Origin of the sequence: Flintibacter hominis (assembly GCF_014287965.1) — a bacterium.
In the GTDB taxonomy this organism is placed as follows: domain Bacteria; phylum Bacillota; class Clostridia; order Oscillospirales; family Oscillospiraceae; genus Lawsonibacter; species Lawsonibacter aceti.
Genome location: NZ_JACOPO010000007.1, coordinates 39,447 through 52,252, shown reverse-complemented (window position 1 = coordinate 52,252; position 12,806 = coordinate 39,447). Strand labels below are relative to the sequence as shown.

The window sequence follows — 12,806 nt, the reverse complement described above, 5'->3', positions numbered from 1 at the left end:
TCCGCGCGCTTTTTATCTTTAATAGAGCTTGTCCAGTATTTCCACGATATCGCCGATGACCCCGTCATCACAGTGGCACAGGACCCGCGCACCCCAGTCCCGGACCTCTTGGGCACAGTTGGCGGGGGCGAAGGGGATGGCCGACCGGGCCAGCATAGGAATGTCGTTCTGGTTGTCCCCCACACAATACACCTTTCCGGGGTCGATGCCCAGCAGAGACACTAGATGGTCCACCATACCACCCTTGGTGCTTCCCTTTTTGGTGATCTCCAGGTAGTAGGGATTGGAGAAGATGGCCTCATACAGGTGGCCGTACCGCTCCAACAGCCACCGTTGGACCTCAAGAAGAAGTGGGTGATCCTGCTGGAGGATGGCCTTGGTCCAGGGGACGGGCATCTGGCTGACGGGTCTGACCTCATAGTCTGTGCCTACCTTTTTCATATGGGCGTCTGTGATGGGATTGGGGTTGTAGACAAAGATATCCTCGTCGTGATAAGTTTCGATGCCCAGGGAGGGAAAGGCATCCATCAGCGCCCCAAAATCCTGGGGGGCGGTAGGGGACAGGAGCGTCTGGACTAGCATCCGGCCCTGGTGAAAGTCGTACAGGGCGGAGCCGTTGGACAGCACCACGGGGACGTCGATCGGGACCAGATGGACGTGGGGGGAGAAGGTCCTGTGGGCTCTTCCAGTGGCCACGGTGAAGCGGCCACCCTGTCTGCGGAAGTAGTCCAGGGCCTTCAGGTTCCGTTCCGGCACCCGGTGGTGGGAGTCATAGAGCGTATCGTCGAAATCACTGACCAGCAGCAGACCGTCAAATTTTCCCATGGGGGACTTCCTTTCCGCCCTATTGGGGCATTGATGGGAGCGCCATAAAAATACCGCGCTACAACCAAAGAGGCGCGGGATCAAGAGCAGAGAAAAGACCATTCAGGCCCTATACCGGCGCGGCCCAATTAGGAGGACCCGCCGCCCCTCTATTTTGGGGGAATGCACATCCAGCCGTGTCTGCGCCTAGATGTGCATGGCTGAAAATATTGTATGCTATGGGGCCACGCTTGTCAAGGCTGGACGCCGGTAGGGAAGGAGTGGGGGAGGAGGAAACAGGGCGGAAGCCTGTCCTGTCCCAGGATGGGATGGAGCAGGGCCAGGCCATGGTGTCCCAGGCGGTTCAGGAGGGGTGTGAGGAGATGTCCGTGGTTCAGGGCACCGGGGCGGTATTATTACATCTTTGTGAAAAAATAGAAAACTGGGGCTGTCACAGCGTGACAGTCCCAGTTCAAACAGAGGGGTCAATCCTTGTGGTCCTCGGTGACCGCACCGGCACGGTAGGCCTCCAGCAGCCGCCGAAGGTCATTGGCCTGGGCCTGGAGCTTTTTACCGATGTCCGTTTCGGCAATTTTAACCCGGGCGTCCATCCTCTCAAAAATGAGGGAGTTGTTGGCAATATCGTGATTATAGCGAATGGCCTCCAGCCGGCCCTCAAAGGGCTGGTGGGACACGATGCGGATATTCCGGGAATTGTAGATCAGCGTATAGCCAGCGATGCCGCTGGTGGGCTGATAGGCCTTGCAGAACCCGCCGTCGATGACGATGAGCCTGCCGCCGCCCTTGATGGGGCTCTCGCCCTTCTTGGCCTTGACGGGGATATGGCCGTTGATGATATGGCAATGGGGACCCTCCAGGCCAAACTCCTTCAGGATGCGCTCGCACACCTCCGGGTCGTTATAAAGGGTGTAGTAGCAGTTTTTGGGCTCGGTCCAGGCCCCCTCATCCTTGATGAGCCGCCGCTCAAAGGTGGTCATCCGGTCCCGGCCGAAGATGGGACTGTTCCGGCCCGCCCAGAGCCACCACAGGAAGTCCATGCCAAACTGCCGCTCCGGGGAACCGGGCTTGTCATAATAAGCCTTGCGGGCGGTCTTCTCGGCGTAGTCCAAAAACTCCCTGCCAGAGCGCTCTTTTCCGCCGATGGTGAATTTCAGGAAGGAGCCATCCTCGGCCATGGGGATGCAGCCGTGAAACAGGAGATTGCCATTGAACACCTTGTACAGCCCGCCCTTGGAGTAGAGGAAGCGGATGTGCTGCTGCAGCTTCTCGCTGCGTTGGAAGGAGGCGGTGAGCTGGTCAATGACCTGGCTCTCCTCTGGTGTCAGGGCATAGGGATCGGCTGGGTCCACAGTAGGGAAGTCACAGTCCTCTAAAGGATAGGTCACGCCAGAAATGGTAATAGACTTGGTGTCATAGTCGATTTTGTCCAGCAGCAAACGGTCGGACATATTAAATTCCGGACAGCGGACCAGTTTCTGTCCCTCCAACTTGAAGAGGATAATGGTGATGGCCTTGTGCATCCGGGCGGACAGCAGCTTGTCCTTCTCGCTGTACTGGTCGGCGTCTGGGCCGGTAAGCTTGACAGCGAAGCGGTGGGTGTCGCAGTCCTTGTATACCTCGTTAGCGAAGATGGACAGGGGGCGCAGGGAGATGCCGTACCCAGTTTCGATGACATCCAAGTTATTATAGTGGATGGAGTTAGCCAACACGGTAGCCACCAGAGTCCGGGAGCCAGAGGCGGCCCCCATCCAAAGGATATCATGGTTGCCCCACTGGATGTCCACGCTGTGGTAGTTCAACAGGGCGTCCATTACCACGTCTGCCCGTGGCCCCCGGTCGAAGATATCGCCCACAATATGGAGATGATCCACCGCCATCCGCTTAATGACCTCGCACACGGCCTCAATAAAGCTGGGGGCCTGGTCGATGTCGATGATGGTGTTGATGATATTTTCATAGTAGTCCCGTTTGTCCGCCTCGTCATAATGGGTATGGAGCAGCTCATCGATGATATAGGCGTAGTCCTTGGGCAGAGCTTTCCGGACCTTGGACCGGGTATATTTGGAGGATACCCAGCGGCATACCTCGATGAGACGATGTAGGGTGATGCGGTACCACTCATTCAGATCAGAGGTCTGCTTGGCAATGAGGGCCAGCTTCTCCTCCGGGTAGTAGATCAAGGTGGACAGCTCATCCCGCTCAGACCGGGGCAGGCTGGTGCCAAACAGCTCATCCAGCTTTTCCTTCACCACACCGGAGCAGGAATTGAGAATATGGTTGAACGCCTCATACTCCCCGTGGATATCAGAAATAAAGTGCTCTGTCCCTTTGGGAAGGTTCAAAATAGCCTGAAGATTGATGATTTCGGTGCTGGCTGCCTGCACCGTGGGATACTGTCTGGCCAGGAGCCGAAGATAGCGCAGCTCATCTGGCTTGAAGGTCTTTTTGGTTTTCATAAAACGGCCTCCTTTTTCTGCCCGTCCGGCTACTTATTAGCCGGATATTCAAATTCTCCCCCATTTTACACCCCAGGCGGCAGAAAAAAAAGAGAGAGAAACCAAAATAGTATGCGGAAATTATCCAAATTAAGTGAGACGATCTGATTTTCTATGGTATCCCAAGCCGAAGTTCACAGAAAGTTTCTTTTCTTTTTTTGGCTGGCATGATATACTAATTATTACGGCTTTCTTAACTTTATCATGTGTGCTTTGAAACAAGAAAGGAAGTGTCCCCGTGTCTAGCAATTACAGGGGCGAGGAAGCTCTGGCCGCTGCCCCTATCGGTGGATTGATGCTTCGGCTGGCAGTCCCGGCAGTCGCCGCCCAGCTCATCAATATGCTGTATAACATCGTGGACCGAATCTATATCGGCCATATCCCTGTGGTGGGCAAAACCGCTTTGACCGGTCTTGGGGTTTCTTTCCCCATTCTGATGCTGGTGTCCGCCTTCGCCGCCTTTTCCGGCATGGGCGGGGCCCCACTGGCCTCCATTCGGCTGGGGGCCGGCGACCGGAAGGGGGCTGAACAGATCCTTGGAAATTCTACCACCCTTCTGCTGGGCACCGCCGCGGTGCTGACGGTATTTTTCTCCCTGTTTAAGCGGCCTCTCCTGATGGCCTTTGGCGCCTCGGAGGACACAGTGGGCTACGCGCTGGAATACTTATCCATCTATCTATTGGGCACAGTGTTCGTCCAGCTTGCCCTTGGTCTGAACACCTTTATCAGTGCCCAGGGGAAAGCCCTCACCTCTATGCTCTCCGTCCTGATCGGCGCTGTGCTAAATATCGTCCTGGACCCGATTTTTATTTTTGGGTTCCAAATGGGGGTGCGCGGCGCGGCCTTGGCCACAATTCTCTCCCAGGCTGTCAGTGCCTGCTGGGTTGTCGGCTTTTTGTGTACTAAGCGGTCCGGGCTTCGGATCCGGCTGGCCAATATGGCTTTGAAAAAGGAGATTGTATCCAGGATTGCGGCGCTGGGCGTGGCCCCCTTTATCATGCAGTCCACAGAAAGCCTGGTCACTGTCGTTCTCAATTCTAGTCTTCAGACCTTTGGCGGAGATCTTTATGTGGGAACGCTTACGATTATGCAGAGCGTGATGCAGATGGTGGTCATGCCCGTCCAGGGAATCACCCAGGGGACCCAGCCCATCATGAGCTATAACTTCGGGGCAAAAAACTTCCAGCGGGTCCGCCAGGTGTTCAAACGGCTGCTGACCGTGACGATGACCGTCACCATCACCGCATTTATAATCGTATCCCTGTTCCCCGGCCAACTGGCCCAGATCTTCAACGACGACCAGGAACTGGTCGCTCTGGTGGACAGGGTCATGCCGGTTTTCTTCGCCGGGATCTGGGCCTTTGGGGCCCAAATGGCCTGTCAGACTACCTTCATGGCGCTGGGCCAGGCCAAGACCAGCCTGTTTCTTGCCCTGTTGAGAAAGGTGATCCTTTTGGTGCCTCTTGCCATCCTTCTGCCCCGAATCACCAACAGCGTAATGGGGGTCTATATCGCCGAGCCGGTGGCTGATATTCTGGCCTCTGCCACCACGCTGACCATTTTCCTTACCCGGCGAAAAAAGCTGCTGCCCACCCCGAAAGACTGAAAAAGCAGCGCCCCCCAGGAGGGGGCGCTGTTTTTTAATTTAATCAGGCAGGTCCTGATCTGGGGCGGGAGCTTGCCCTTGGCCGTCCGCTAGGGCCGATAGCCGGAGTAGGGCCGCGGCCAAAACAAAGAGAGAGGCCCACAGGTCGGTCTCGGCGGCCCGGCAAGCGGATGGATCACAACGGTCTGCCTCCGCCCAGCCCTTTAGAGCAAGACCAAAGAAGAAGGTCAGTGCCCCTACCACCAGTGCGTTGGCAGCCAGACGGAGGGAAAAGACATCAGGGAGCTTCTGGATCTCGCCTTTCAGGACACGGTACAGCCCCTGCCGTTGGATGGCTGTGGCGGCCCAGGACAGGCAGACGGACAAGATCAACAGGATTAAAAAATACAGTGAGGCATCTGCGTCCGCCAGCTGGCGGCATAGCGTGTCCTCATCTTCCCATTCCATAGAAAGCACCCCCTCGGTCTAGTGTATCCGAGGGGGCACTGTATTGTGAGAACAGGGGGAGGGAGACATTAAAACTTTGCCCCGCCGAACTCAGCCAGGACCAGTCCCTTGTTCCGGTCCTGTACCCATTGAATAGACCACTGGGAGGCGAACAGCAGCAGCTGGTTGCCCTTGTAGTCCTCCACCAGCTTGGCGTCATTGGGGAGCAGCAGGTCCTCCTCTCTGAGAGCGGGGGCCTCCTCGTCCTCCTTGACAATCCAGCGCAGGTATTCGAAGGGCAGGCTCTCCTTATATAGCTCCACGTTGTACTCGCTGCGCAGGCGGTACTCCAGCACATCGAATTGCAGAGTGCCCACCACGCCAACAATCACCTCTTCCATGCCGGTGTAGGGAGTCTTGAAGATCTGGATGGCGCCCTCTTGGGCGATCTGCTCCACACCCTTGAGAAACTGCTTTCGCTTCATGGTATCCACCGAGCGGATGCGCTGAAAGTGCTCCGGGGCAAAGGTGGGGATGGGATCAAAGCGGAATTTCTTGCCGGGGGCGCACAGGGTGTCCCCAATGGAGAAGATACCGGGATCGAACACACCGATGATGTCGCCGGCATAGGCCTCCTCGATGATCTCACGTTCGGCGGCCATCAGCTGCTGCGGCCGGGACAGACGGATCTTCTTTCCGCCCTGCAGGTGGTAGACCTCCTTATCCGCCTCAAATTTACCGGACACGATTCGCATAAAAGCGATCCGGTCCCGGTGAGCCTTATTCATATTGGCCTGGATCTTAAAGACGAAGGCGGAGAAGTCCTCGTCGAAGGAGTCGATCACCTCATCTCCCGCCTTTCGGGGCAGGGGGGCGGTGGTCAACCGGAGGAACTCCTCCAGGAAGGGTTCCACACCGAAGTTGGTCAGGGCGGAACCGAAAAACACCGGGGAGAGCTTGCCGTGGCGCACCCGGTCCAGATCAAAGTCACAGCTTGCCCCGTCCAGCAGCTCGATCTCGTCCACCAGTTGGTCCCGTTTGGCCTGACCGATCAGGTCGGCCAGGGCCGGATCCTCCAGCTCGATTTCTGTGGCGGTCGCCGTCCGGGCGTTGGTATTAGAGGTAAAATGGATCACCCGGCCATTGTTCCGGTCGTAAACGCCCTTAAACTCCTTGCCGCAGCCGATAGGCCAGTTCATGGCATAGGTGTCCAATCCCAGCTCATGCTCCAGCTCCTCACACAGCTCAAAGGGGTCCCGTGCCTCTCGGTCCATCTTGTTGATAAAAGTAAAAATGGGGATGTCCCGCATGGCGCACACCTTGAAGAGCTTCCTGGTCTGGGCTTCCACGCCCTTGGCCCCGTCGATGACCATGACGGCGGAATCGGCGGCCATGAGAGTGCGGTAGGTGTCCTCGGAGAAGTCCTGGTGGCCTGGGGTGTCCAGAATGTTGATGCAGTAGCCCTCGTACTGAAACTGCATCACCGAGGAGGTGACGGAGATTCCTCTCTGCTTCTCAATCTCCATCCAGTCGGAGGTGGCCGCCCGGGTATTCTTCTTACCCTTCACCTGACCGGCCTGGGCGATGGCCCCGCCGTAGAGCAGGAATTTCTCCGTCAAGGTGGTTTTGCCCGCGTCCGGGTGGCTGATGATGGCGAAGGTGCGGCGGCGTTTGATCTCAGATTCGTATCTCGACAAAGGAGTCCACTCCCTCTAAAAAATAGTGATTTCATAATTTAGCAAACTATTTTACCACAGGAGAGCCGGGCCCGCAAGGGGTAGAAGGATATTTCTACTCCAAGGAAACCACAGAAAGAAAGCCATTGACATTAAAATTTCTTTCCACTATAATCTATTACTGTCTGTATTGCTCGAAATATGAAAAAAGGGGGAACTGGAAGTGGAGCGACCCGCAGAGAACAAGATGGGCGTTATGCCGGTAAATAAACTGCTGCTGAACATGGCGGTGCCTATGATCATATCCATGCTGGTCCAGGCGTTTTATAATGTGGTGGACAGCGTATTTGTGGCCCAGCTCAGCGAGGACGCCTTGAATGCGGTGTCTCTGGCCTTTCCAGTCCAAAACCTGATGATCGCCGTGGCCGTGGGTACTGGAGTAGGTATCAATGCCCTTCTGTCCCGCAGCCTGGGACAGAAAGATTTTGAGCGGGCCAACCAGACGGCCATGAACGGCCTGTTCCTGGCCGCGGCCAGTTGTCTGGTGTTTACCATACTGGGTTGGACCTGCGCCCGGCTGTTTTATACCGTACAGACTGACATCCCCGGCATTGTGGAGTATGGCACGGACTATCTGACCATCGTGTCCGGGGTCAGTGTGGGAATCTTCTTGTCCATCGCCTGTGAGCGGTTGCTCCAGGCTACCGGCCGTACCTTCTACACCATGATTACCCAGGCCACCGGCGCGATTATCAACATCATTCTGGACCCCATTCTCATCTTTGGATTGTTTGGCTTTCCCCGAATGGAGGTAGCTGGTGCTGCTGTGGCCACCGTGGTTGGACAGATCTGCGGCGGCCTGCTGGCCCTGTTCTTCAACCTGACGCGCAACCCGGACATCAAGTTGAGCTGGAAGAATTTTTTGCCCCGCAAAGCCATCGTGGCTGGGATCTACAGCGTGGGTATCCCCTCGATTGCCATGCAGTCCATCGGCTCGGTAATGGTGTTTGGGATGAACCAGATCCTGATCGCCTTCACGGCTACTGCCACCGCGGTCTTTGGTGTCTATTTCAAGCTCCAGTCTTTTATCTTCATGCCTGTCTTTGGCTTGAATAACGGCATGGTGCCGATCGTGGCTTACAACTACGGGGCCAGGAAGCCGGACCGGATTATCAAGACCATCAAGCTGAGTATAACCTATGCTGTAGGTATTATGGCGGTGGGGCTGCTCCTGTTTCAGATGATCCCCCATGTGTTTTTGGGGTTGTTCATGGCGGAAGGAGAGGGCGGTGGAGATATGCTGACCATCGGAGTCCCTGCCTTGCGCACCATCTCTTACAGCTTCCTGTTTGCCGGCTTCGCCATCGTCTGCTCCTCCGTATTCCAGGCTCTAGGTCACGGTGTGCTCTCTCTGGCCGTTTCGGTGGTGCGGCAGCTGGTGGTCCTGCTCCCTATGGCATTCCTTCTGGCTCAGACGGAGGAGCTTTCGCTGGTATGGTGGTCCATCCCCATCGCGGAGCTGTTCTCTTTGGCCATGTCTGCGTTGTTCCTCCGCCGAGTCTACCGGAAGGAGATCGCCCCCATGAGGGAATCTCCAAAGCTACTCTGAAGTATCCTAATGAAAGCAGCGGCTCCGCAAAAGCGGAGCCGCTGCTTTTCAATTTAAGATATCGGTCCCTCCGGCTAGAAGGAGGAATATTGGAAAGGTATACTTTTACAAATTGTACAAAGCATACTTTTTACAATAAAAAATATATCATTAATATGCAAAATAAGCAAGAAATTTCTTGATATTTAGGCTTCCTTAAAAAATTATAAAAGTATAGTTACTTAAAGGAGGTCTATTCCCATGAAAAAATGGCAGAGAAGTTTACTAGCCGTCTTGTCCTTCTGTCTCTGTCTTCTGCCAATGACGGTGTCGGCAACAGAGGAAGATGGAGAGAGTATTTCTGTCGGAAATGTGACTCTGACTCCAGAAACAGAATACGCTAAAACGGACATGGGGACAGTCACAACTGAGGGCGCTACCCAAGAGGACTATAACATCCGCTGGGAGGCATCCTCTGCGACATTGACGCTGAATGGTGCGGAGATTAGCGCAGAGGATATCTCTGCCATCCAGGCAGACATAGAAAAGCTGACCATTTCACTGATTGGAGAAAATCGTATTTCCGCAAAGAATACCCAAGAGAATGTTGAGTTCTCTGCCATTCAAAACAGTGGTGAGATCGAATTTCTTGAGAGTGAAGAAGATTCTTCCCTGACTATTTCCGTTTCACAGGCAGCGGAGTCTGGCAGTACCAAAAAAATATCAGGTATCTATACCGGAGCAGGACTGGTCAACAATGCCACACTTTTTATCGAAATCTCTGTGCCATCCCAGGCCGGGTATAGTGATACCATAGCCGGTATTATAGGCGGCGAGTATGAAGAGCAATCTGCGTTTCTAAAAAATACGGGTAAAATCACTGCTGAAATTCAGAATCAAAGCCTGACCACTTGGAGTGGTGCGGACGTTTATGGGATACTGATCTACAGCGGAGGGATGGAGAACAGCGGAGAGTTGGACTTGACTGTTTCTACAGTAAATGGAGATGCCTATGGCCTGCGCGGTACCAGCACCTCGGTTCCATGGCAGAACAATGGTCTGATCAGGTCGGATGTAGTGGCTTACGGTGGCAATTACGAGGGTGTGTTAGAGGAGCTGCATAAGGGCTCGAATCATGTCTGTGCGGTTTCTGTTGTGAGCGATCAAATGGAGATGACCAATGCTGGAACCATGGAGTTGACTGCGAAAAACGCTGGAAACAACCTAACCGCGGAATATGCGATTGGCCTTGAACTGGACAGCTCCTCATCGGTTTTAAATAACACGGGGACTATCCACTGCAGAGCCTATGATGCCTATACATGGGGCATTTATTTAAGCAATCTGACGGATAATGCTACATTAACGAATTCGGGAAGCATCACAATCGAGGCCACAACTGATGGCCAATCTGACGGAGAGCAAATCGGTCCTGCCTGTGCTACGGGGATCGGAATCAATATGGACAATTTTGAGACTGATCCAGTCCCCGTCAGGACTGAATTGGTTTTAGAACCAGGGTCCTCTCTATCCATCTCAACTCATGCCGCTGGGGACGTGGATAGTCCAGAAGAAGTCACATATATGTATTGTCAGGCCATTCAGCTTCAAAAGATTTATTACGGCGGCGACCCACAGTATGACGAAAAGCCTCAAGAAATCATGTTAGCAGATGATCTCATAATCTTAAAAGACGGCGAGTACGATGGCGGAGCGCCGCTGACTGAATTCTTAGAGGACTACATCGACTTGGGAATGTATGTATATATCAATACAATTGGTAATTATTTTACCAATCCGGAGGATGGAAGCGTTTATTCTGTCCCCTCTAAAACAGTTACGATCCTTCCCTCTTTGACAGGAAATGTGGTTATCTCTGGTACGGCAGAGATTGGCCAAACGCTTGTTGCGGAAACAAGTGGAATCCCGGATAACATATCTGTTTCCTATCAATGGCAGTCCGGCGATACTGCGGACGGAACGTTCTCTGATATCAGCGGCGCGACGGAAGCTGCCTATACGTTGACCGATGAGGACGCAGGTAAATATATTCGTGTAGTGGTAACTCCCGTTGCTGGCTCTGGCTATGCGGGAAGACTTTCCGCGACAACCGAAACCAGCGTTTCAACACCATCCTCTGGCGGGGGCGGTTCCAGCAGCTACTCCATCAGCGTGGACAAGAACATCGAAAACGGCACTGTGACCGTGTCCCCCAAGAGCGCCTCCAGCGGCCGGACGGTGACCATCACTGTCAAGGCCGACGAGGGCTATGAGTTGGACGAACTGACGGTCACTGACAAGAACGGGGACGAGATCGAACTGACCGACAAGGGCGACGGCAGGTATACCTTCAAGATGCCCCGGTCCAAGGTAACCATTGAGGCCTCCTTCGTGGAGACCGACCACCAGGATACCTGCCCCGCCGCCGACTTCCGGGATGTGGACGAGGACGCCTGGTACCATGAGGCGGTGGATTACGCCCTGGACAACGGCCTGATGTCCGGTGTGTCCGATCGGGAGTTCGCCCCCGGCAGCACCCTGACCCGTGCCATGGTGGCCCAGATGCTGTACAGCCTGGAGGGCAAGCCCGCGGCCGGCAGGGCTGACTTCGCTGACGTGGCGGAGGACGCCTGGTACGCCGACGCCATTTCCTGGGCGGCCGGCGAGGGCATCGTGTCCGGCTACGGCGACACCTTCGGCCCCAACGATCCCATTACACGGGAGCAGCTGGCGGCCATCCTGTACCGCTACGCCCAGAACGAGGGGTACAAGACCAGCCAGAGCGGCAAGGGGACAGAGGGCTATCTGGACGCCTCCTCCATCTCCAGCTATGCCGTGAAGGCCATGGACTGGGCGGTGAACGCCGGTCTGCTGTCCGGCAAGGGGAACAACACCCTGGCGCCTACCGCCGGGGCCACCCGTGCTGAGGTGGCACAGATTTTTATGAACTTCTGTGAGAATATCGCAAAGTAAATGCCGATACAGAGAGCGGGACGCCCCTTGGGGGCGTCCCGCTCTCCTGTCTGGTATTCAAATTTATAACAACTGATACATCATCACAAAGTGGCAGATACTACCTAGCAGGATAAAGACGTGAAATATCTCATGACAGCCAAAGCGGGGGTTATTTCGGCCGGGCCACTTGACCGCGTAGAGTACACCGCCCACTGTGTACATGGCAGCCCCCATCATGAGCCAAAAGAAGCAAACGGAGGACAGGGCGCTGCGGATGGGGCCGATGGCGAAGATGGCCAGCCAGCCCATGAACAGGTAGATCGCGCTGGTGAGCCAGCGGGGGATGGAGAGCTTGGCGATGGTCAGTATCATACCCACCACCCCCACACTCCACACCAGAGCCAGCAGGACAGGGCCACCGCTGTCCCGAAGGGCGGTCAAGCACAGAGGAGTATAGCTGCCAGCGATAAGAAGGTAGATGGAGCAGTGGTCATATTTCCGCAGAGCGAGGCGGCCGGGTACCGATACCCGCAGGCAGTGGTACAGAGTGCTGGCTGTGTAGAGGCAGACCATAGACAACCCGTAGACAGCCATTAGTCCAAAGAGAAGCCCGTTTCCCTCGGCGGCAGTCCGGAGGAGAAGGTATATCGTTCCAGCCAGGGACAATACGGCGCCGGCTCCATGAGTGATGGCTGACCAGGGGCGTAGGCCGTCATAAGGATCCCGGACTTCCCGTCTCCGCCGGGGGACGGAGGGAAAGAGAGGGGGCTGAACGGTTATGGTATCAGGACGCATAGAGATCGCTCCTTTCAAGGTCAGGAAAGGCTGTTTTCTTAATACCAGTATATCCGTTTCACAGCAAAATATCAATGTGAAATATGACTAAATATAATATTTAAAATTAGATTATAAGATATAAAAAATAACGCCGGAGTATTCCGACGTTATTTTTTGTGATTAGCCCTCAGTAATAGCATTCATGGGGCAGGTGCCAGCACAGGAACCACAGTCCAGGCAGGCGCCAGCGTCGATCACATAGTGGTCATCGCCCTGAGAAATGGCGCCCACGGGGCAGGCATCCGCGCAGGAACCACAGCTGATGCAAGCATCACCGATCACATAAGCCATGTTAAGTACACCTCCATCAAATTGTACCTACATTTTAACACAACTTTTGAAAAATGCAATGCTAATTTTTAGAAAAGAGGGAAACCTTAATAAAGATTTTAGACCGA

At 54.7% G+C, this 12,806-nt stretch carries 9 protein-coding genes; 3 read left to right on the top strand and 6 right to left on the bottom strand.

The window, feature by feature from the left end; translation table 11 throughout:
• Positions 1 to 18: 18 nt before the first annotated feature.
• Both H8S11_RS10750 and H8S11_RS10745 read right to left on the bottom strand, forming a co-directional pair.
• Positions 19 to 825: an HAD-IIB family hydrolase gene (locus H8S11_RS10750; RefSeq protein WP_186853143.1), complete on the bottom strand. Its 807-nt coding sequence runs from the start codon at positions 823 to 825 to the stop codon at positions 19 to 21.
• Positions 826 to 1,289: 464 nt separating this feature from the next.
• Positions 1,290 to 3,281 (bottom strand): fructose-1,6-bisphosphatase, encoded by a 1,992-nt coding sequence (locus H8S11_RS10745; protein ID WP_147573346.1) that lies wholly within the window; start codon positions 3,279 to 3,281, stop codon positions 1,290 to 1,292.
• Between the two features lie 334 nt (positions 3,282 to 3,615).
• On the opposite strand from H8S11_RS10745, the gene H8S11_RS10740 reads away from it, so the two are divergent.
• The gene (locus tag H8S11_RS10740; protein ID WP_147573387.1) at positions 3,616 to 4,926 is read left to right on the top strand and encodes an MATE family efflux transporter; all 1,311 of its coding nucleotides are present in this window, start codon (positions 3,616 to 3,618) and stop codon (positions 4,924 to 4,926) included.
• 39 nt (positions 4,927 to 4,965) lie between these two features.
• On the opposite strand, the gene H8S11_RS10735 is transcribed toward H8S11_RS10740, so the two are convergent.
• On the bottom strand, positions 4,966 to 5,373 hold the full coding sequence (locus tag H8S11_RS10735) for a hypothetical protein (protein WP_147573347.1): 408 nt from the start codon (positions 5,371 to 5,373) through the stop codon (positions 4,966 to 4,968).
• Between the two features lie 68 nt (positions 5,374 to 5,441).
• Positions 5,442 to 7,049: a peptide chain release factor 3 gene (locus H8S11_RS10730; RefSeq protein ID WP_186853142.1), complete on the bottom strand. Its 1,608-nt coding sequence runs from the start codon at positions 7,047 to 7,049 to the stop codon at positions 5,442 to 5,444.
• A gap of 226 nt (positions 7,050 to 7,275) precedes the next feature.
• Between H8S11_RS10730 and H8S11_RS10725 the strand changes: the two genes are divergently transcribed.
• Both H8S11_RS10725 and H8S11_RS10720 read left to right on the top strand, forming a co-directional pair.
• On the top strand, positions 7,276 to 8,637 hold the full coding sequence (locus H8S11_RS10725; protein WP_186853173.1) for an MATE family efflux transporter: 1,362 nt from the start codon (positions 7,276 to 7,278) through the stop codon (positions 8,635 to 8,637).
• A gap of 240 nt (positions 8,638 to 8,877) precedes the next feature.
• Positions 8,878 to 11,589, top strand: coding sequence for an S-layer homology domain-containing protein (locus H8S11_RS10720; protein ID WP_186853141.1), 2,712 nt, complete (start codon positions 8,878 to 8,880; stop codon positions 11,587 to 11,589).
• 63 nt (positions 11,590 to 11,652) lie between these two features.
• Here the strand turns inward: H8S11_RS10720 and trhA are convergent, their stop codons facing one another.
• Both trhA and fdxA read right to left on the bottom strand, forming a co-directional pair.
• Positions 11,653 to 12,366, bottom strand: a complete 714-nt coding sequence (trhA, locus tag H8S11_RS10715) for a PAQR family membrane homeostasis protein TrhA (protein WP_186853140.1) — start codon at positions 12,364 to 12,366, stop codon at positions 11,653 to 11,655.
• Positions 12,367 to 12,528: 162 nt separating this feature from the next.
• Positions 12,529 to 12,699 (bottom strand): 4Fe-4S ferredoxin, encoded by a 171-nt coding sequence (fdxA, locus tag H8S11_RS10710; RefSeq protein WP_147573351.1) that lies wholly within the window; start codon positions 12,697 to 12,699, stop codon positions 12,529 to 12,531.
• Positions 12,700 to 12,806 lie beyond the last annotated feature (107 nt).

Excerpts from the sequence above, each read along its gene's own strand:
- H8S11_RS10750 (WP_186853143.1), bottom strand. The coding sequence starts at position 825 with ATGGGAAAATTTGACGGTCTGCTGCTGGTCAGTGATTTCGACGATACG.
- H8S11_RS10745 (WP_147573346.1), bottom strand. The coding sequence starts at position 3,281 with ATGAAAACCAAAAAGACCTTCAAGCCAGATGAGCTGCGCTATCTTCGG.
- H8S11_RS10740 (WP_147573387.1), top strand. The coding sequence starts at position 3,616 with ATGCTTCGGCTGGCAGTCCCGGCAGTCGCCGCCCAGCTCATCAATATG.
- H8S11_RS10735 (WP_147573347.1), bottom strand. The coding sequence starts at position 5,373 with ATGGAATGGGAAGATGAGGACACGCTATGCCGCCAGCTGGCGGACGCA.
- H8S11_RS10725 (WP_186853173.1), top strand. The coding sequence starts at position 7,276 with ATGGGCGTTATGCCGGTAAATAAACTGCTGCTGAACATGGCGGTGCCT.
- H8S11_RS10720 (WP_186853141.1), top strand. The coding sequence starts at position 8,878 with ATGAAAAAATGGCAGAGAAGTTTACTAGCCGTCTTGTCCTTCTGTCTC.
- trhA (WP_186853140.1), bottom strand. The coding sequence starts at position 12,366 with ATGCGTCCTGATACCATAACCGTTCAGCCCCCTCTCTTTCCCTCCGTC.
- fdxA (WP_147573351.1), bottom strand. The coding sequence starts at position 12,699 with ATGGCTTATGTGATCGGTGATGCTTGCATCAGCTGTGGTTCCTGCGCG.